This is a genomic window from Nonomuraea sp. NPDC049400 (assembly GCF_044466425.1).
Lineage (GTDB): Bacteria > Actinomycetota > Actinomycetes > Streptosporangiales > Streptosporangiaceae > Nonomuraea.
Window position 1 is genome coordinate 23,066 of the sequence record NZ_JBITMP010000028.1, and the last position, 17,931, is coordinate 40,996.

15 protein-coding genes are annotated in these 17,931 nt (G+C 69.1%); 7 read left to right on the plus strand and 8 right to left on the minus strand.

The features are described 5' to 3' along the window. The first annotated feature begins 94 nt into the window (after positions 1-94). From ACIBVN_RS35640 to ACIBVN_RS35660, 5 genes are all read left to right on the plus strand, one after another. Entirely contained in the window at positions 95-1,114 is a 1,020-nt protein-coding gene (locus ACIBVN_RS35640) for an ABC transporter substrate-binding protein (RefSeq protein WP_397144094.1), read from the plus strand. Next, a complete protein-coding gene (locus ACIBVN_RS35645; RefSeq protein WP_397144096.1) occupies positions 1,111-2,124 on the plus strand; it encodes a FecCD family ABC transporter permease in 1,014 nt (337 codons plus the stop codon). Before ACIBVN_RS35640 ends, ACIBVN_RS35645 begins: the two co-directional genes overlap by 4 nt. After that, a complete protein-coding gene (locus ACIBVN_RS35650) occupies positions 2,121-3,131 on the plus strand; it encodes a FecCD family ABC transporter permease (RefSeq protein ID WP_397144098.1) in 1,011 nt (336 codons plus the stop codon). The genes ACIBVN_RS35645 and ACIBVN_RS35650 overlap by 4 nt, the downstream gene beginning before the upstream one ends. Beyond that, positions 3,128-3,901 (plus strand): ABC transporter ATP-binding protein, encoded by a 774-nt coding sequence (locus ACIBVN_RS35655; RefSeq protein WP_397144100.1) that lies wholly within the window; start codon positions 3,128-3,130, stop codon positions 3,899-3,901. Before ACIBVN_RS35650 ends, ACIBVN_RS35655 begins: the two co-directional genes overlap by 4 nt. Before the next feature lie 759 nt (positions 3,902-4,660). Then, on the plus strand, positions 4,661-4,798 hold the full coding sequence (locus ACIBVN_RS35660) for a hypothetical protein (protein WP_397144102.1): 138 nt from the start codon (positions 4,661-4,663) through the stop codon (positions 4,796-4,798). 242 nt (positions 4,799-5,040) lie between these two features. Here the strand turns inward: ACIBVN_RS35660 and ACIBVN_RS35665 are convergent, their stop codons facing one another. Continuing rightward, entirely contained in the window at positions 5,041-5,448 is a 408-nt protein-coding gene (locus ACIBVN_RS35665; protein WP_397144104.1) for a RidA family protein, read from the minus strand. 74 nt (positions 5,449-5,522) lie between these two features. On the opposite strand from ACIBVN_RS35665, the gene ACIBVN_RS35670 reads away from it, so the two are divergent. Then, on the plus strand, positions 5,523-6,131 hold the full coding sequence (locus ACIBVN_RS35670) for a TetR/AcrR family transcriptional regulator (RefSeq protein ID WP_397144106.1): 609 nt from the start codon (positions 5,523-5,525) through the stop codon (positions 6,129-6,131). A gap of 131 nt (positions 6,132-6,262) precedes the next feature. Here ACIBVN_RS35670 and ACIBVN_RS35675 read toward each other — a convergent pair whose 3' ends face one another. From ACIBVN_RS35675 to ACIBVN_RS35695, 5 genes are all read right to left on the minus strand, one after another. Continuing rightward, positions 6,263-7,447, minus strand: coding sequence for a S8 family peptidase (locus ACIBVN_RS35675; RefSeq protein ID WP_397144108.1), 1,185 nt, complete (start codon positions 7,445-7,447; stop codon positions 6,263-6,265). A 240-nt stretch (positions 7,448-7,687) separates the two neighbouring features. Next, positions 7,688-9,085 carry a S8 family peptidase gene (locus ACIBVN_RS35680; protein ID WP_397144110.1) on the minus strand — a complete coding sequence of 466 codons (1,398 nt, stop codon included), beginning with the start codon at positions 9,083-9,085 and terminating at the stop codon, positions 7,688-7,690. Positions 9,086-9,214: 129 nt separating this feature from the next. Next, on the minus strand, positions 9,215-11,083 hold the full coding sequence (locus tag ACIBVN_RS35685; RefSeq protein ID WP_397144111.1) for a S8 family peptidase: 1,869 nt from the start codon (positions 11,081-11,083) through the stop codon (positions 9,215-9,217). Between the two features lie 98 nt (positions 11,084-11,181). After that, on the minus strand, positions 11,182-13,344 hold the full coding sequence (gene glgB / locus ACIBVN_RS35690) for a 1,4-alpha-glucan branching protein GlgB (protein ID WP_397144291.1): 2,163 nt from the start codon (positions 13,342-13,344) through the stop codon (positions 11,182-11,184). A gap of 145 nt (positions 13,345-13,489) precedes the next feature. Continuing rightward, on the minus strand, positions 13,490-14,365 hold the full coding sequence (locus tag ACIBVN_RS35695; protein WP_397144113.1) for an NAD(P)-dependent oxidoreductase: 876 nt from the start codon (positions 14,363-14,365) through the stop codon (positions 13,490-13,492). Between the two features lie 121 nt (positions 14,366-14,486). On the opposite strand from ACIBVN_RS35695, the gene ACIBVN_RS35700 reads away from it, so the two are divergent. After that, positions 14,487-14,864 (plus strand): winged helix-turn-helix transcriptional regulator, encoded by a 378-nt coding sequence (locus tag ACIBVN_RS35700; RefSeq protein WP_397144115.1) that lies wholly within the window; start codon positions 14,487-14,489, stop codon positions 14,862-14,864. 34 nt (positions 14,865-14,898) lie between these two features. On the opposite strand, the gene ACIBVN_RS35705 is transcribed toward ACIBVN_RS35700, so the two are convergent. Together ACIBVN_RS35705 and treS are read right to left on the minus strand one after the other, a co-directional pair. After that, entirely contained in the window at positions 14,899-16,224 is a 1,326-nt protein-coding gene (locus tag ACIBVN_RS35705; protein ID WP_397144117.1) for an aminoglycoside phosphotransferase, read from the minus strand. A gap of 3 nt (positions 16,225-16,227) precedes the next feature. Continuing rightward, entirely contained in the window at positions 16,228-17,931 is a 1,704-nt protein-coding gene (treS, locus tag ACIBVN_RS35710; RefSeq protein ID WP_397144119.1) for a maltose alpha-D-glucosyltransferase, read from the minus strand.

Below are 17,931 nucleotides of genomic sequence, written 5' to 3' on the forward strand. Positions count from 1 at the left end.
GGAGGCATGATTTGCCCCTTGATGAGAAGCGAGCGTAAATGATAACTATTTTCACCGTCTAGGGTTGATAATGGTTTTCACAACTGGAGGTCCCATGCGCCGCGGCGCTTTCTCCCTCGGCGGGCAACGCGCCTGGCCCGCGATGAGGCGATCCCTCATCACCCTGGCCTCGCTCGCCCTGGTGGCGTCCTGTGGTCAGAGCGACCCCCAAGTCGGCGCCGCGACCCCGGCGCAGCCCCAGGCCTCCGCCCCGGCCGCCGCCCCGGTCACTCCAGTCAGCGCGGCTCTGACCGTCACCGATCCGCACGGCAAGACGTTCACGCTGCCCAAGAAGCCTGAGCGCGTGGTCTGCCTGACCGGCTTGTGCGACGACGCCCTGGTCGAGCTGGGTCTGACGCCGGTGGCCACGACTCTGCCCAAGCTGCTGTCCCGCCCCGACTACCTGGGCGCGAAGGGCGCGGACGTTCCAGCCATCCCGGGCAGCTTCGGCGGCGAGGACGTCGCCAAGATCGCCGAGGCGAAGCCCGACCTGGTGATCGGCCTCGCCGGCGTGCACGACCAGCTCAGGACCGCCGTGGAGAAGTTCGCGCCGCTGTGGGTCGTGCAGGTGAAGTCGTACGAGGACTCGATCGGCTACCTGCGCGCACTCGCCCAGCTCACCGACCGCGGACAGCAGCAGGCCGCGGCGGAGAGCAGGTTCCGCGCCAAGTTCGCCGACGGGGTGAATCGAGCCAAGGCTGCGGGGCTGGACAAGAAGCCGGTGCTGGCGATGTACGGCGGCACCTCGGTGGGCGTCAACACCACCGAGGACGTGCTGGGCCACTACATGTCGCAATTCTTCGCCTACCCCTGGCCCAGCAAGGGCGGTGGCTTCGAGACCGCGCAGGCCTACAGCATCGAGGAGATCCTGGCCAAGGCGCCTCAGGTCATCTTCATCCAGTCGTTCGGGACCTCGGCCAGCGAGCACTACAAGGACAACCCGGTGTGGAAGCGCGTTCCCGCTGTGGCGGCGGGCAAGGTGTTCGAGGTGCCGACCGAACTGTGGGCTTCGGGCCGGGGCACCAGGGCGTTCGGCATCATCCTGGACGAGGCGCTCGCCAAGGCCGCCGGATGAGCGCTGCCATCGGCGTACGTCCGGGGACCGGCGCACGGCGCCCGCGCGCGCTCGCGCCGTGGGCAGCTGGGCTCGGTCTCGCCGTGGTGGCGCTGGCCGGGCTGTGTCTGGGCACGCCGTTCGTGGCCCCTCAGGACCTCCTCGTGGCTGCTCCGGACTCGATCGCGCACGTCGTGGTCTGGGAGCTGCGCGTCCCGCGCGTACTGATCGGCCTGCTCGGCGGCGCGGCCATCGGCGCGGCCGGGCTCCTCCTGCAGGAGTCGCTCAGGAACCCACTCGCCGTGCCCGAGATGCTGGGCGTCTCGACCGGGGCCGCGCTGGCGGTGAGCGTGTGCGTGGTGTGGGCGCTGCCCGTGCCGCCTTCGCTGTATGCGCTGGCGGGCCTGCTCGGTGCCGCGCTCGGCGGGCTCGTAACGCTGGCCGCGGCCAGGACGGGCCGGAGCGCCGGTGGCGTCCTGCTGATCGGCGCCGCGGTCTCGACCGGCATCCAGGCGCTGCTGCTGGCCGTGATGGCCACCGCCGACCGCCTCCAGTACGACATGCTCTTCCGCTACCTCGTCGGAAGCCTGTCCGGCCTGATGTGGGAGCAGACCTCCAGGTCCCTGCCGTGGTTCGCCGCCGCGATCCCGCTGGTCGTGCTGTGCGTTCCCGCGCTCGGCCTGCTACGCCTCGGTGACGACACGGCCGCCTCCCTCGGCAGCCGTGTGAACCGCGCCCGGCTCGGGGTGCTCGCGGTCTCCACCTTGCTGATCGGCGCCGTGACCGGTCCCTGCGGCCCGATCGCATGGGTGGGGTTCCTGGCACCGGTGACGGCCAGGCGATTGCGCCCTCACGCGGGTGTCCGGAGCTGGCTGCCGTGGTCGGCCGCGCTGGGCGCCCTGGTCACCTTGACGGCCGACCTGGCCGCGCGTCTGGCGTTCGCCCCGGTGGAAACCCCGCTCGGGGCGTGGACGGCGCTGTCCGGCGTGCTGGCAGGGGCCATCCTGCTGCGAAGGCGAACCTCCGCATGACGCTCACGCGGCTCACGCAAAAGCCGGAGTCTGGCACCCGAACGGCCGGATTCGGCCGGGTGGCCAGGGCGGCGGCCCTGCTGTCGCTGGTCGCGGCCACGCACCTGCTCGTCTCCGGCCAGCCACTCGGCGCGATCGCCGGCCTGCTCGACGGCGCCGCGGACGGCCAGACCGAGAAGATCGTGTGGGAACTCGGCGTGCCGAGGCTGCTCACCGCGTTGCTCACCGGCGCGGCCCTGGGCGTCTCCGGGTACGTGCTGCAGGCGACGCTGCGGAACCCTCTGGCCGCGCCCGAATTCTCTGGCGTCAACCCCGGCGCGGTGCTCGGCATCCTCGGCGGGCTCACCCTCGGCCTGTTCCCCGCCGACTCCGCCGCCGGGGCGCTGCTCGCCGCACTCGCCGGCGGCGCGCTCGGCGGCGGGATCACCTGGTTGCTTTCGGCGGGCCGTGACCCGGCCAACCTGGTGGTCCACGGCCTGCTCGGCAGCGCGCTGCTGGCAGGGCTGACCACGATGCTGCTGGCCTACCAGCCCAGCAAGTTCGGCAACGCGCTGCGCTGGCTGATCGGTTCGGTGGATGGACGGGTGTGGGAGCACCTGATCTTCGCCTCCTGGTGGATCGCCGGCGGCATCGTCCTGGCGTGGGCATGCTCGGGCATGCTGGCCGTCCTGTCACCCAGCGACGATCACGCCGCCTCACTCGGCCTGCACCCCGCCATCGGGCGAGCCGTCGCACTTGCCGTGGCGATCGCGCTGACCGCCGGCGCGGCCAGCCTGTCAGGGGCGATCGCCTTCGTCGGCCTGATCGCCCCGCACGTCGCCCGCAGGCTGGGCGGCCGCGTCCTCACCGCAGCCGTCATCGGAGCCATCGCGCTCGCCGGCGCGGACACGTTCGCCCAGGTCGCCGGACACCTCCTCAACGGCACGCATCGGCTCGGCGTCCCGACCGGCGTGATCACCGCTCTGGCCGGCTCCGCCGTCCTGATCAGACTGGGAAGATCTCAATGAGCGTCAAGGTTCAGGACCTGCACTTCTCGTACGCCACCCGGCCGGTCCTGGCCGGAATCGACCTCACCGTCGAGCCCGGCGAGTTCGTGGCCCTGGTCGGCGTCAACGGATGCGGCAAGAGCACGCTGCTGCGCCTGATCGCGGGCCTGCTCAAGCCGTCGTCGGGCCGGATCCTGCTCGGCGGGACGGAACTGGCGTCTCTGTCGCGCCGGCAGGTCGCACAGCGGCTGGCGGTCCTGCACCAGACCTTGCCGCCCGTCCCCGCGCTGACCGTCCGCCAGCTCGTCCGCCAGGGCCGGTACCCCCACAGGGGACCGCTGGGACTGCTGTGGGAGCCGGACTCCATGGACGAGGCACTGGAACTGGCCGGGGTCGCCCACCTCGCCGACCGCGTCCTCGACACGCTGTCCGGCGGCGAGCGTCAGCGCGTACGGCTGGCGCTCGCCGTGGCTCAAAACACCGACATCCTGCTCCTGGACGAGCCGACTGCCCATCTGGACATCCGCCACCAGCTGGAGGTCCTCCACCTGGTGCGCACCCTGCGCGAGGCCCGCGGTCTCACTGTCGTGACCGTCCTGCACGAACTGGACCACGCAGCCCGATTCGCCGAACGCATCATCGCGCTCCACGAAGGACAGGTCTGGGCCGATGGCAAACCGAAGGACGTGATCACACCAGAACTCCTGGCCGAAGTGTTCGGCGTGGCCGGCCGGGTGGTCACGGACGAATTGCACGGGGCTCCCCGCTGCCTGCTCGACGCGGCCCTCTGACTGTCCGGGACGGTGAAGTCCCGGACCCGGCTCTGCCGCCGATCGCGGCAGCCCAGCACCAAGCCCTGGACAGGCATCCGGATCCCTTGTACCGGTCGCGTGGCTGGTCGGGTTCGACGGCGCGGAGTCGCTTCGTCGCTTGGCCTCCCGGAACAGCCTGACGACCTCCGAGGTGCCGGAGGAAGGGCCTGGCTAGCCGGCCTACACGTTGGCGGGCGTCGGCCCGAACATGATCCGGCGTTGGTTGCCCGCGCTCATCCACCGGCCGCGGCCGCACGAGGAAAGACCGCACCACACACCCGCCGGCCCACCGGCATCGTCGGCCTCGACATAGCAGGATCCCAAGAGGACATCGGGCAGTGGTGCGGTGGCCTACCCGCAGGCGTGCGGGTTGTCGAAGGCGACGCGGGCCCGTTGCGCGTCAGCATCGGATTCGACAGCGGCCCGCCGGTCACTCTAGGCGTCCGCTAACCCCGATGCCGGGAAGCCCATATGCCTGCTGAGGAGACGGGGCTGTTCGCAGCAGAACCTCACAGGGACAGCAGGTGGGGCCGTCCGGCGGTACTACGGGAGCCGCGCCTGTCGGAACTGCGCGCTTCAGTGGTCGTCCCAATGGCCTTCATGCGAGGCGTGACGGTGTCCATCGTGGACGTAGTCGACGTGGTCGTCGTGCGGGACAGCCACATGCCCGCACTCCGGCCCATGCTGGTGATCATGGCTCTCATGCGTGGCGTGTGACTTCGGCTCGCACTCGTCCACATGATCGTCGTGGACGCGGTGCAGGCAACCGTCGTGGACATAGTCGACATGATCGTCATGCGGGACGGCCACGTGCCCGCAGCCGGGTCCATGCTCGTGAGTGTGGTCGACATGCTGGCGGTGTTCGGCAGTCACTGACATGTCCAGACTCCCTATCGGTTCGTCACCGAAGATCCCTTATAGGGTGCTCTGCCACATTTCAGGTTACGCCCGAAATCGTGCTACCACGGAGCCGGAGCTCCGCCGCACGATCCGTAGCAGCCGGTTGCCCTCGTCATCATCGATCTCGCGTACGCGAACTCGCTCAGCCATGCCCGCATTCTGAAGTGATCACGCCTGACGACCAGGGAGGCCGGCAGGCGTGTCTGAGGCACCTCGACTCAGTCGATAACGGCAGTGGCCTCGACCTCGACCAGCAGATCGGGTTCTCCCAGCGCGGCAACGCCCAGCAGCGTGATCGGCTTGACAGGGTCGACTCCCAGCTTTGCCGCCGCCCGAGTGACCCCCTCGCCCAGCAGCGGCATCTTGTCGGGTGTCCAGTCGACGACATAGATGGTCAGCTTGGCCACGTCATCGAAGGATCCGCCGACCCCGGCCAGGGCGGTGCCGATATTGAGGTAAGCCTGCTCAACCTGAGCGGCCAGATCCCCCTCACCGACTGGCCGGCCCTGGGCATCGCGGGCCACCTGGCCCGCCAGGAACACCAGCTTCGATCCGGTGGCGATCGACAATTGGCGGTAGACGTCGGGTTTCGGCAACCCGTCGGGGTTGACCAGCGTCACGGTCATGTCCGCTCCTTGCATATCGGCACAGCATGTTCGGCACTCACCGATAACATAGCAAAGCTATGTATTGTGGCGTCATGATGAGGACGAAGGACCCGGCGGTCCGCTCCCTGCTCATCGACCGAGCCGCGCAGATGCTCGCCGCTCGGCAGCCGGTCACACTCCGCTCCCTGGTGGCCGGAACCGGCATGTCGACCATGGCCGTTTACACCTACTTCGGTGGCATGGACGGCCTGTGGACAGCGATGCGGCAGGAAGGCTTCACCCGCCTGGCTGCCCGCCTCGCCGCAGTCGCACCATCGGAGGATCCGGTACAGGATCTGGCTGCTCTCGGCGCCGCCTACCTGTCCAATGCGCTGGCAAGTCCCGATCTCTACCGGGTCATGTTCGACGCCGGGTTCGAGCTCGAGAACGCCGAGGCCGCGGACGACACGCTGCACTGTCTGGTCCGGGCCGTCGAACGGGCCACGGCCACCGGCCGCTTTCGCGACGACATCGACCCACTGGGGCTGGCCACCCAGAGCTGGATCATCGGACACGGACTGGCATCACTGGTCGCCACCGGCCCTCTGCCCCATCAAGCGCTAGCCCATGGTGTGCCGCTGCTGACCACCCTGTTCATCAGCGCAGGCGACAACCCCGAACAATGCCGTCGGTCAGTTGAACGCGGCTGGCGCGCCCCTTGACCCTGATCGCCGCTTCGAGTCCTCCGACACGGCGTCAACGGACGCCTCGCCTCAATGACAACGACTCAGAAACGGAGGGGAGATCACCACGAGGCCCAATATGGGGCGAACGTCGCCTGATGCAGCACTAGCTAGCGGCTGTGCAGGGCCGCGTACACGTTGATGCGGGGCGTCGTGACCTCCGTCCCCGCGCTCGTGTACGTGATCGGCTTGCCCGTGCGCTTCAACAGGTCGACCAGCTGGTCCACCCCCGCGTGGCGCCGCTTCTGGTGGAGCAGGGCCAGGGCGCCCGTCACGTGCGGGGCGGCCATGGACGTGCCGTTCAGCGTCGCGTACGTGTTCCCCGTGATCGCCGCCTTGATCGCCACCCCGGGCGCGAACACATCCAGCAGCGCCCCCCGGTTGGAGAAGGTGGCGATCGCGTCCTTCTTGTCCGTAGCGCCCACCGCGACCGTGTTCGAGACGCACGCGGGCCACGACACCGCCGCGTCCCAGCCGTTGTTGCCCGACGCGACCACCGTGGCGGTGCCCTTGGCGAGGAGCTTGTCGACCTCGGCCTTGAAGTCGGCCCCGTCGCCCTCGTCGCAGGCCTCGGTGTACTGGCCGCCGCCCAGGCTCAGGTTGACGGAGGCGATGTCGTACTGGTCGGCCAGCAGGTCCGCGTACGCCATGCCGGTCAGGATCGAGGAGTCGTACGCCAGGATGCAGACCGGGCGGCCGGCGCAGTACGGGGAGTTGTCGAAGCGGCTGAACACCTGCACCGGGACGATCTTGGCCCTGGGCGCCACGCCGCCGGCCGGGAAGTCGGCGGTGGCCTGGCCGGCCGTGATGCCCGCGACGTGCGTGCCGTGGTAGCACAGACCGTACTGGGGCTGCGGGGCGCCCGTCATGCACGCGGCCGTCTCGGCGTCGGCCGCGCCGTCACCGATCTGGAACTGGCTGCCGTTCGGGCACAGCGGCGTGGAGTTGTCGGCCGGGTCGGCGGCCGAGAAGCAGGCCTGGGCGACGATGCGGTTGCCGAAGGCGGGGTGGTCGTTGTCGATGCCGGAGTCGAGGATCGCTACGGCCGTGCCCCTGCCCGTGAAGCCCTGCCGGTGGGCCCGGTCCGCGCCGATCAGCGGGATGCTCTCCACCAGCGAGGGCTCGTTGAGCCGGTCCTTGCGGATGGAGACGACGTCGGACTGTTCGGCGATCTTCTCGAGTTCGGCGCGGGTGCCGCGGTAGACGAAGAAGTCCAGCTTGCCCGCCACCTCGGCGGGTGGCTCCGCGTAGACGTTCTTCTTGTCCCGCTTGACCGCCTCCGCGCTGGATTGCACGGACGCCACCTGTGCGGGCTGTTGCACGCGGACGATGGCGCGGTGCTCGCCGCCCGCCGTGATCGCGGGGTCGATCTTGGAGTCGGGGTCGGCGAGGGCGGTGTGGCGACCAGCGCGGCCGAGGTGGCGGCTAACGCGATGGCGCCGGCCAGCAGAGACGGGAGTCTCAACTGTTCCTCCGGGGGGATCGGGGGTATTTGTTGCAGAAGTGTAGTTAATGGGGCAACTGATGTCAGAGCATCACGCGTGGGCGGCCGAGGTGGCGTGCTCGGCGTCGATCCTGGCCGTGGTCACGGAGGCGCCCGCGGCGGAGTACCGGATCGCCGCGCCCGTCCCCTGCAGGCGCTGCAGGCTCTGCGCGACCGTGGAGCCGGGGTACGCCTGCTTCATCAGCGCGAACATCCCCGTCACGTGCGGCGCGGCCATCGAGGTGCCGCTGTGCACCGCGTACGTGTCGTCGGGCGTCGAGGAGGTGATGCCCACGCCCGGCGCGAACAAGTCGAGCAGCGAACCCCGGTTGGTGAAGCCGGCCAGGCGGTCGTAGTCGTCGGTGGCGCCCACCGCGATGGCGCTGGAGAGGCAGGCGGGGGCGACGATGCCGTCCGCGAAGCCGTTGTTGCCCGCCGCCACCACGGGAGCCACGCCCAGGCTCACCAGCGTGTCGAACTCGGGCTTGACCGCGGCGGCGACCGCGTCCGCGTCACATGTCCGGGTGAACGGGCCGCCGCCGCCGAGACTCAGGTTCACCGCGGCGATGTTGTGGGTCCTGACCACCCGCGCGACGTACTCGAGCGCCAGCTTCTCGTCGGAGATGTAGCTGAGGAAGCACGGCGGGGGAGTGCGGCCCATGAGGCAGGTCGCCGCGTTGTCGATGCGGGTGAAGACCTGGATCGGCAGAATGCGCGCCTCGGGGGCGACGCCGTTGGCGGGCGCGCCCGAGGTCATCCGGCCTGCGGCGATGCCGGCCACGTGCGTGCCGTGGGAGCAGGCGTTCGCGCCCCTGACGATGCACTGGGCCGTCTCGGCGTCGGCCGCGCCGGGGCCGGTCTGGGTGTGCTGCTTGTTCGGGCAGAGCGAGACGGTGCCGTCGCGGGGGTCGGAGGAGGAGAAGCACGCCTCGTCAACGATCCGGCCGGCGAGGAACGGATGGTCCCGGTCGATCCCCGTGTCGAGAATGGCGACCGTGGTGCCCTTTCCGGTCCAGCCCGCCTGGTTCGCCCGATCCGAGTGGATGAGGGCGGTGCTGGTGTCGAGAGCGGGCATGCGCAGCTCGTCCTTGTAGACGGCCTGGACCCGCTCGTCCTGTTCCAGCTTCGCGAGCGTCGCGCTGTCCACCTCGGCGACGAAGAAGTGCGGCGAGGCCGTGGCCTCCAGGACCCGGCTGGTCGAGGAGGCCTGCTCGAGGTCCTTGGCGACGGCTTCGACGCTCTGCCCGGGCTTGACCTGGATGATGGAGCGCACCCTGGACGTCGCCCGTACCTCCGCGACGAGCGCGGGGCTGATGAGCGGCCCGTTGCCCGCGGCGCCGGACCGGGGCGCCGGGGGCTCGGTCTCGGCCAGGAGCGCCGGGGTCGCACAGAGCACGGTGGACGTCGCGACCAGCGCCAGGGCGCCGCCCAGCAGAGATCGTAGCCTCACGTGTTCCTCCAGGGTCCCGGCTCATGTACAGCCGCATACTTCCCCACCTGCGACAACAGTGATGTCAGTGGCGTATGTGGACCGGAGAAACGTTGGAGGCATCTTTGCCTCATGCGGGCTCAGAGCCCGCTACTTGATGTTCTTCGCCGCCTTCCTCAGCGCCGCGGCGGACGACTTGCCGCTCAGCCGCACCTTCTCGGCGGCGGTCAGCTTCGTGGTGCCGTTCGTGCCGTGGGCCCAGTTCAGCCAGGTCGTGAGCAGCGCGCTGTCCAGCTTGGCCTTGCTGGTCGTGGTGTTCTTCAGCACCCGGTACGCCTTGCCGAGCGAGGACGCCTTCGTCACCTCGGGGAACACCTTGCTCGTCTTGCCGATCAGCTTCAGGTAGCAGGTGAGCGTGGCGTCCGGGATCGTGCCGCTGCTGCGGTGGATCTCCACGGCCCACTTGGCGGCCGTCAGCTTCGTCGCGGCGGTGCCCCGCGTGCAGACCTGCGCGGTGGTCTTCGGGGTCGGCGTGACCGTCACGGTCACGGTGACCGTGGGCAGCGGGACCGGCGAGCTGGAGGCCGAGGGCTGCTCCGGCGCCGGGTCACTCGGGTCCTCGGGCTCGGGGCTGGGGCCGCTGCTGTCCGACGGGTCCGGCACGGGGGCGTCCTCGGCCGGCGGCGACTGCGTGATGGTCGGCTGCGGCGACGCCCCGGCCAGGGCCGCCGCCAGGTCCAGGCGCGGCGTGGTGACCTGCGTGCCGTTGGCCTGGTACGCGTACGGCCTGCCGGTGCTCTTCAGCGTGTTGATCAGATCGGCCATCGGCGTGTTCGGCGAGGCCGCCTTCATCAGCGCCAGCGCGCCGGCCACGTGCGGGGTCGCCATCGAGGTGCCGCTGAACACGGCCGTCCGGTTGTCCGGGACGGACGACTCGACGTCCACGCCCGGCGCGAACAGGTCCACGACGGCGCCGCGGTTGGAGAAGTCCGCGATGGCGTCGTTGTTGTCGTTCGCCCCGACGGCCACCGCGGAGGAGATGCAGGCCGGGTACGACGCCCCTTCGAAATACTCGTTCCCCGCGGCCACCACGGTCGCGATGCCCTTGGCCAGCAGGGCGTCGATCTTCGGTTTGAAGATCGCGCCTTCCTCGCTGGCGTCGCAGTCGGTCTCCGAGAGCTCGCCGCCCAGGCTGAGGTTCACCGCGGCGATCGGCTGGTTCAGGGTCGCCACATAGTCCATGGCCTGCCGCAGCGACGACTCGAACGCCAGCAGGCACGAGGACTCGCCGCAGACGTCCTCGTCGTTGACCCGGCTGAACACCTGCACGGCCACGATGTTCGCGCCCGGCGCCACCCCTCCGGTGCCTGCCGCGATGCCCGCGACGTGGCTGCCGTGCTCGCACAGGTTCACGCCGTTCGCCAGGCACTTCGCCGTCGTGGCGTCGGCCGAGCCCGCGCCCGTCTGGGACGTCTGGCCGTTCGGGCAGAGCGACTCGACGCCGGGCTCCACGGCGGAGAAGCAAGCCTCGTCCACGACCCTGTTCCCGAACCACGGGTGGTCACGGTCGATGCCGGTGTCCAGCACGGCCACCGCCTGCCCGCTGCCGGTGTGGCCCCTGGCCTGCGCCTGGTCGGCGCCGATCAGCTTGAGGTTGGGGCCGACGTCCACCGGCGAGTACGTCCTGTCCCGGTGGATGGACGTGACCCGCGGATCCTCGGCCAGCTCGGCCAGCTCCTCCGCGGTGCCCGCCACGACCATGAACGACTGGCTCAGCGGCTGGAGCAGCACATCCACGCTCTCGGCCGCCGCCTGGGCCGCGACGGGGGCGTTCTGCGCGGGCTCGGTCAGCTCCACGATGGCCCGCACGGCCCCGCCGTCGACGCCTAACCCCTCTTCCACCTTGGTCTGGCTTGGGGAGTCGCTGGGAGTTGGTGTCGGGTCCTCGGCGTAGGCCGGGCCAGACAGCGGCAGCAGGGCCAGCGCGATCGTGCTCACGATCAGGGGGCGAAGTCGCACGCGTCCTCCGAGGGGGATGATCTCGGAGTTTAAGGTGATTTATCGGACAGGCACAGACCTCCTGGCCGGTTTCTCACCGAACTTTCAGCGTGCGCATCTCAAGCGTTCAGGGTGTCCCCTTCGTGAGTGAGCCACACCGCGCCGAGCGGCGGCACCCGGAGCGTGGCCGAGTGCGGCAGCCCGTGCCACGGCTCGCCGTCGGCTTCGACGGTGCCCAGGTTGCCCACGCCGCTGCCCCAGTAGTCGTAGGCGTCGGTGTTGACCACCTCCGACCACTGGCCCGCGTACGGGAGGCCGAGCCGGTAGTTCTCGTGCGGCGCGCCGCTGAAGTTGACCACGCACGCCACCGCGGACCCGTCGTTCGCGTAGCGCAGGAACGAGAACGTGTTACCGGAGGCGTCGTCGGCGTCGATCCACCGGAACCCCTCGGGCCTGGAGTCCTGCTCCCACAGCGCGGCGGTCTCGCGGTAGATCCGGTTCAGGTCGCGCACCAGCCGTTGCACGCCCTGATGCCCGTCGAACTCCAGCACCCACCAGTCCAGCCCGCGCTCCTCCGACCACTCCGACCCCTGGCCGAACTCGCCGCCCATGAACAGCAGCTGCTTGCCCGGATGCGCCCACATGAACGCCAGCAGCGCCCGCAGCTGCGCGAAGCGCTGCCACTCGTCGCCCGGCATCTTGCCGAGCAGCGACCCCTTGCCGTGCACGACCTCGTCGTGGGACAGCGGCAGCACGTAGTTCTCGGAGTACGCGTACAGCAGCGAGAACGTCAGCTGATGGTGGTGGTACTGGCGGAAGATCGGCTCGTGGCGCAGATATTCGAGCGTGTCGTGCATCCAGCCCATGTTCCACTTGAACCCGAACCCGAGCCCGCCCAGGTGCACCGGGCGCGAGACCCCCGGCCAGGCAGTCGACTCCTCGGCGACGGTCGAGATGCCGGGCGCCTCCCGGTAGACGACGGAGTTCATCTCCTTGAGGAACTCGACCGCGTCGAGGTTCTCCCTGCCGCCGTAGATGTTCGGCGTCCACTCGCCCTCGCGGCGCGAGTAGTCGAGGTAGAGCATCGACGCCACCGCGTCCACCCGCAGCCCGTCGATGTGGAACTCCTTCAGCCAGTAGAGCGCGTTGGCCACCAGGAAGTTGCGCACCTCCCTGCGGCCGAAGTCGAACACGTACGTGCCCCAGTCCGGATGCTCGCCCCTCGCCGGGTCGGCGTGCTCATAGAGCGGGGTGCCGTCGAAGCGCGCCAGCGCCCAGTCGTCCATCGGGAAGTGCGCAGGCACCCAGTCCAGCAGCACGCCGATGCCGCGCTGGTGCATCAGGTCCACGAAGTGGCGGAACTCGTCGGGCGTGCCGAACCTGGCCGTCGGCGCGTAGTAGGACGTCACCTGGTAGCCCCACGACCCGCCGAACGGGTGCTCGGCCACCGGCAGCAGCTCCACGTGCGTGAACCCCATGTCGGACACGTACGAGGAGAGCTGCTCGGCCAGCTCCACGTACGACAGCCCGGGCCGCCAGGACCCCAGGTGCACCTCGTAGACGCTCATCGGCCCTTCCAGCGGCTGCTGCTCGCGCCGGTCGGCGCGCCAGGCGTCGTCCCCCCAGGCGTAGGCCGACTTGTCGACCACGGACGCCGTCAGCGGCGGCACCTCGGTGCGCCTGGCCATCGGGTCGGCCTTGTCGCGCCACACGCCGTCCGCGCCCAGGATCTGGAACTTGTACCGCTCGCCCATCCCGATCCCGGGAATGAACAGCTCCCACACGCCTGAGCGGCCCAGCGAGCGCATCGGGTAGGCGGTGCCGTCCCAGTGGTTGAAGTCGCCGACGACCCGGATGCCGCGCGCGTTGGGCGCCCAGACGGCGAACGACGTGCCCTCGACGTCCTCGTGCTTCATCACGCGGGCGCCGAGCGCCTCCCACAGCCGCTCGTGCCGCCCCTCGCCGATGAGGTGCAGGTCCACCTCGCCGAGCGTGGGCCAGTGCCGGTACGGGTCGCGCACCTCGTACGGGTCGTGGCCGGCGTACTTGACGTTCAGCGTGTAGTCGGGCACCTTGTCCAGGCCGGGGAGCGTCACCTCGAACACCCCGTGGGCCTGGTGTTTCATGTCGTGGGCCGTGCCGTCGTCCAGCACCACCCGCACCCGCTCGGCCAGCGGGCGCAAGGTGCGGAAGACCATCCCGCCAGAGGCCGGGTGCGCTCCCAGCACGGAGTGCGGATCGTGGTGCGCCCCTCCCGCGAGGCGGTCGAGCTCTGTCCTCATCGGCATGCTCCCAACCCTGCCCTATGATGACCGTCCATCCCAGGCACTGCCCGCTTTCACCGAGACAATCACCGAAAGTGCGAAATCCTGGGTTTAAAGAGGTCATGCGGATAGGCGTGCTGGCACGCCCCGGGAGCGTGGGCTCTCAGCCCGGTTGCTTGATGCTCTCGATGATCCGGGCGAAGCCTTCCGCTCCGTGGCCTGCGTCGATCTGGCGTTGGATGAGCCGTTGGACCATGGCGACCACCTCGGTGCTGATGCCCTGGTCGGCACTTGCGGCCAGGAGGTGGCCGAGGCTGGAGAACTCGAGGCTCTGTTGTCCTTCGACGGTGTAGTCCCCACCGTCGATCACTTCGGCGAACCCCTGGAAGGCGCCGGTCATGGCGGTCAGCCAAGGAGCGGCCATGGTCGCGAACTCGCCCGCCGTCACACCGGCGGGCGCAACCATGGCGGCGCCGTGCATGAATCCGGCGAACATCACGTACATGCCCGCAAGTAGGGCCAGGTCGTACAGGGACGCCAACCCGGGATCCTCCCCGAAGTAGGTTGAGGTCGCCCACAGATCGAGCAGCGGCTTGTACTGATTGAAGACCTCGGCCGATCCGCTGTAGAGGATCGATGCCCCAGGCTGGCCGATCATGTGCGGTACGGCCATGATGCCGCCGTCCAGATACGCGACCCCGGCATGTGCGGCCCAGTCGGCCAACTCCCGTGACTGAGCCGGTGACGTCGTGGTCACGTTGATCAAGGTTCGTCCGGCCAGCTCATCGGAGAGCGGATCGAGCACCTCATGGACCGACGCGTGGTCCCAGAGGCACACGATCACCAGCCGGCCGGCCAGGACCGCGTCGCCGGCCGTGGCGGCGACCTTGGCGCCCTGCGCGACGAGGTCGTCCGCCTTCCCCGGTGAGCGGTTCCAGACGGTGGTCGCGTGTCCGGCCTTCACCAGGGCGGCGGCGAGGGCGCCACCCATCGCCCCCAGCCCGAGGACGCTCACCTGGACGCTGTCGTTGGTTGTCATTTTCAGGGCTCCCCCTCGTGTTCATCGATCGGCTGAATCCTCTCGGCTGCCGGTAAAGTTGACCAGTACGGACTAATTAGTCAGGTACTGACTTGTGGGTAAGTACGGCTTGGAGGGGTGGATGGCGACATCAGCACGACGTGGTCCCTATTTCTGCGGCATCGACGCGGGGATGGACGTGGTCACCGGCAAGTGGAAGTCGCTGATCCTCTGGGAGCTGCACCACTACGGGACCCGCCGGTTCGCCGAGCTCCGACGCGGTCTGCCGGGCGTCAGCGAGAAGATGCTGATCCAGCATCTACGGGAGATGGAAGAAGACGGGCTCGTGCATCGTGAGGTGTACCGCGAGGTGCCGCCGAAGGTCGAGTACTCCCTGACGGAGCACGGCGTCTCACTCAACGCCGCCCTGGCCCCCTTGGGAGAATGGGGCGCCGAACGCATGCGGCGGATCGGGGCGGAAAAGGTCTCCGTCGACGTTGCCGCGTCAGTGCGGCGATAGCAGCGGATGCAGCTGCCCGGCTGGTGGAGGAGCTCTAGCGGGGGCGGAAGGCGGCCAGCGGGATCGAGATCCAGGTGGGCCGGTTGCGGGCCTCGTACACGACCTCGTACACCGCCTTGGACAGCTCGAACGCCCGCAGCAGCGCCGCGTCCCCGCGCGTGATCGCGCCGCCGCCCTCCATGTATCCCTCGAGGAACGCGGCGCGGTTCCGGTCGGCCCACTCCTCGGCCCGAGGCTCCAGGTTCTCGGCCTGGGAGTGGCCGGCCAGCAGGTGCCTGGCCGCGTAGTCGAACGAGCGCAGCATCCCCGCCACGTCACGCAGCGGCGAGTACAGCGCCCTGCGCTCGGCCAGCGGCTGCCCCGGCTCGCCCTCGAAGTCCAGCACCACCCAGTCCGTCGGCGTGCGCATGACCTGGCCGAGGTGGTAGTCCCCGTGGATCCGCTGCACGGGGACCTCGTGGGTGAGCAGTTCCACCTGGTGGTAGGCCTCCTCGATAACGCTCACATGACCGCGCAGCTCGGGCACCTCCGCCACCGCCCGGCCCAGCTTGCGCCTGAAGGCCTCGGCCATCCGCTTGACCTCGTGCGACTCGACGACGTCGGTGGGGAAGGCCGCGGCCAGCTCGTGGTGCACCCGCGCGGTGGCGACGCCGAGGCGCAGCGACTCGGCCGCGAAGTTCCCGCCCGCCTCGGCTGCGGGCACCTCGGGCAGCGACGCGTACAGGTCGCGCACGCTGGTCAGGGCGAGGTCCCAGCCGTCGTTCGCGGTGGCCAGGAACTCCTGCGCGATCGCGAGCGTGGTGTCCGTCCCGTCGAGGTCCGTCTCGATCCACCCGTACGGCTGCGCGATGTGCGGCGCGCCCCTGGCCGCCAGCGCGGTGATGACCTCCAGCTCCGGGTTGACGCCGGGGATGAGGCGGCGGAAGAGCTTGCAGATGTACAGGTCCCCATACACGAGCGAGGTGTTGGACTGCTCGGCTCCCAGCACGAGGCTGCGCTGGGCGGTGTCGATGGTGACGCCGGGCACGTGGCGCATGCGCAGGCCGTTGTCGGTCTCGTCACGGGCCATGCCGTCGAGCAGCCAGCTCGTCCGGTCGGGGTCGTGGACGGCGTCGTACAGGTAGACGTCGCCCAGCGTGCCGATGAGCGCGTGCGTCAGGCGGTCGGGGAACTCGGTGCGCTCGCCGAGCAGGATCTGGTAGCGGTCGCGCGAGCCGTCCTGCCACACGGCGACGATCAGGTGTCTCAGCCCGTGCGTCAGCTCGACGTCCGATTCGATCGACAACTCGTCGATCGGGCGCCCCTTGCCGCCGAACCAACGCTGGCGTCCGATCCATGCGGCAAGGAGCTCATCAAGCACGTCCTACTCCTCCTGGGTGATCGCCGGCGGGAGAGTGAACCAATAGAACCCATGCCCAGGAAGCGTCAAAAGATACGGAAGTTCGCCAATTGCCGGGAATGGGACTCCACCCATGGTCTCAACAGGCGAGACGCCGATGAATCTCCGCAGGTCGAGCTCGACCGGCTGCGGGAAGCGTGACAGGTTGTTCACGCAGAGCATCCGGTCGTCCCCCAGCTCTCGGACGAACGCGAGCACGCTGGGGTTGGAGGAGTTGAGCTCGGCGTAGCCGCCCACGCCGAACACCGGGTGGCGCTTGCGGATCTCGATCATGCGCCTGGTCCAGTGCAGCAGCGAGCCGGCGTTCTTCTGCTGGGCCTCGACGTTGATGCCCTGGTAGCCGTAGATCGGGTCCATGATGACCGGCAGGTAGAGCCTGCCGGGGTCGCAGTCGGAGAAGCCGGCGTTGCGGTCGGGGTCCCACTGCATGGGCGTGCGCACACCGTCGCGGTCGCCGAGCCAGATGTTGTCGCCCATGCCGATCTCGTCGCCGTAGTAGAGCACGGGGGAGCCGGGCAGCGACAGGAGCAGCGCGGTGAACAGCTCGATCTGGTTGCGGTCGTTCTCCAGCAGGGGCGCCAGGCGGCGGCGGATGCCGACGTTCGCCCGCATGCGGGGGTCCTTGGCGTACTCGGTGTACATGTAGTCGCGTTCCTCGTCCGTGACCATCTCGAGCGTCAGCTCGTCGTGGTTGCGGAGGAAGATCCCCCACTGGCAGTGTTCCGGAATCTTCGGCGTTTGCGCCAAAATTTCGGAGATGGGGTAGCGAGACTCCCGGCGTACGGCCATGAAAATGCGGGGCATCAGCGGGAAATGGAAGGCCATGTGGCATTCGTCCCCGCCGCCCACCGGATCACCGAAGTACTCCACCACGTCCGACGGCCACTGGTTGGCCTCGGCGAGCAGCACCCGGTCGGGGTAGATCCGGTCCACCTCGGCCCTGACCCGCTTGAGGTACTGGTGGGTCTTCGGCAGGTTCTCGCAGTTGGTGCCCTCCTCCTCGAAGAGGTAGGGCACCGCGTCCAGCCTGAACCCGTCGATGCCCAGGTCCAGCCAGAAGCGCAGGACCTCCAGCATGGCCTCCTGCACGTCCGGGTTCTCGTAGTTGAGGTCCGGCTGGTGGTGGAAGAAGCGGTGCCAGTAGTACTGGCCGCGCACCGGGTCGTAGGTCCAGTTGGACGTCTCGGTGTCGATGAAGATGATCCGGGCGTCCTGGTATCTGTCGTCGGTCTCGGACCACACGTAGAAGTCGCCGAACGGCCCTTCCGGGTCGTGCCGGGACGCCTGGAACCACGGGTGGGCGTCGCTGGTGTGGTTCATGACGAGGTCGGCTATGACGCGCATGCCGCGTTTGTGCGCCTCGTCCACGAGCCTCACGAAGTCTCCAAGATCCCCGAACTCGGGCAGGATCTTCATGAAGTCCGCGATGTCGTAGCCGCCGTCACGTAGCGGCGACTCGTACAGCGGCAGCAGCCAGAGGCAGTCGACCCCGAGCCACTGGAGATAGTCGAGCTTGCTGATGAGCCCTCTGATGTCGCCGGTCCCGTCGCCGTTGGAGTCGGCGAAACCCCGGATCAGGACCTCGTAGAAAACCGCGCGTTTGTACCAGTAAGGGTCGCGCGGCTTTTCCTCGTCAAAGGTGTTGGGAATGGGTGTGGTGGAGCTCAT

Coding starts and splice junctions, on each gene's coding strand:
- ACIBVN_RS35640 (WP_397144094.1), top strand. CDS start 95: ATGCGCCGCGGCGCTTTCTCCCTCGGCGGGCAACGCGCCTGGCCCGCG.
- ACIBVN_RS35645 (WP_397144096.1), top strand. CDS start 1,111: ATGAGCGCTGCCATCGGCGTACGTCCGGGGACCGGCGCACGGCGCCCG.
- ACIBVN_RS35650 (WP_397144098.1), top strand. CDS start 2,121: ATGACGCTCACGCGGCTCACGCAAAAGCCGGAGTCTGGCACCCGAACG.
- ACIBVN_RS35655 (WP_397144100.1), top strand. CDS start 3,128: ATGAGCGTCAAGGTTCAGGACCTGCACTTCTCGTACGCCACCCGGCCG.
- ACIBVN_RS35660 (WP_397144102.1), top strand. CDS start 4,661: ATGATCGTCGTGGACGCGGTGCAGGCAACCGTCGTGGACATAGTCGAC.
- ACIBVN_RS35665 (WP_397144104.1), bottom strand. CDS start 5,448: ATGACCGTGACGCTGGTCAACCCCGACGGGTTGCCGAAACCCGACGTC.
- ACIBVN_RS35670 (WP_397144106.1), top strand. CDS start 5,523: ATGATGAGGACGAAGGACCCGGCGGTCCGCTCCCTGCTCATCGACCGA.
- glgB (WP_397144291.1), bottom strand. CDS start 13,344: ATGAGGACAGAGCTCGACCGCCTCGCGGGAGGGGCGCACCACGATCCG.
- ACIBVN_RS35695 (WP_397144113.1), bottom strand. CDS start 14,365: ATGACAACCAACGACAGCGTCCAGGTGAGCGTCCTCGGGCTGGGGGCG.
- ACIBVN_RS35700 (WP_397144115.1), top strand. CDS start 14,487: ATGGCGACATCAGCACGACGTGGTCCCTATTTCTGCGGCATCGACGCG.
- treS (WP_397144119.1), bottom strand. CDS start 17,931: ATGAGCTCCACCACACCCATTCCCAACACCTTTGACGAGGAAAAGCCG.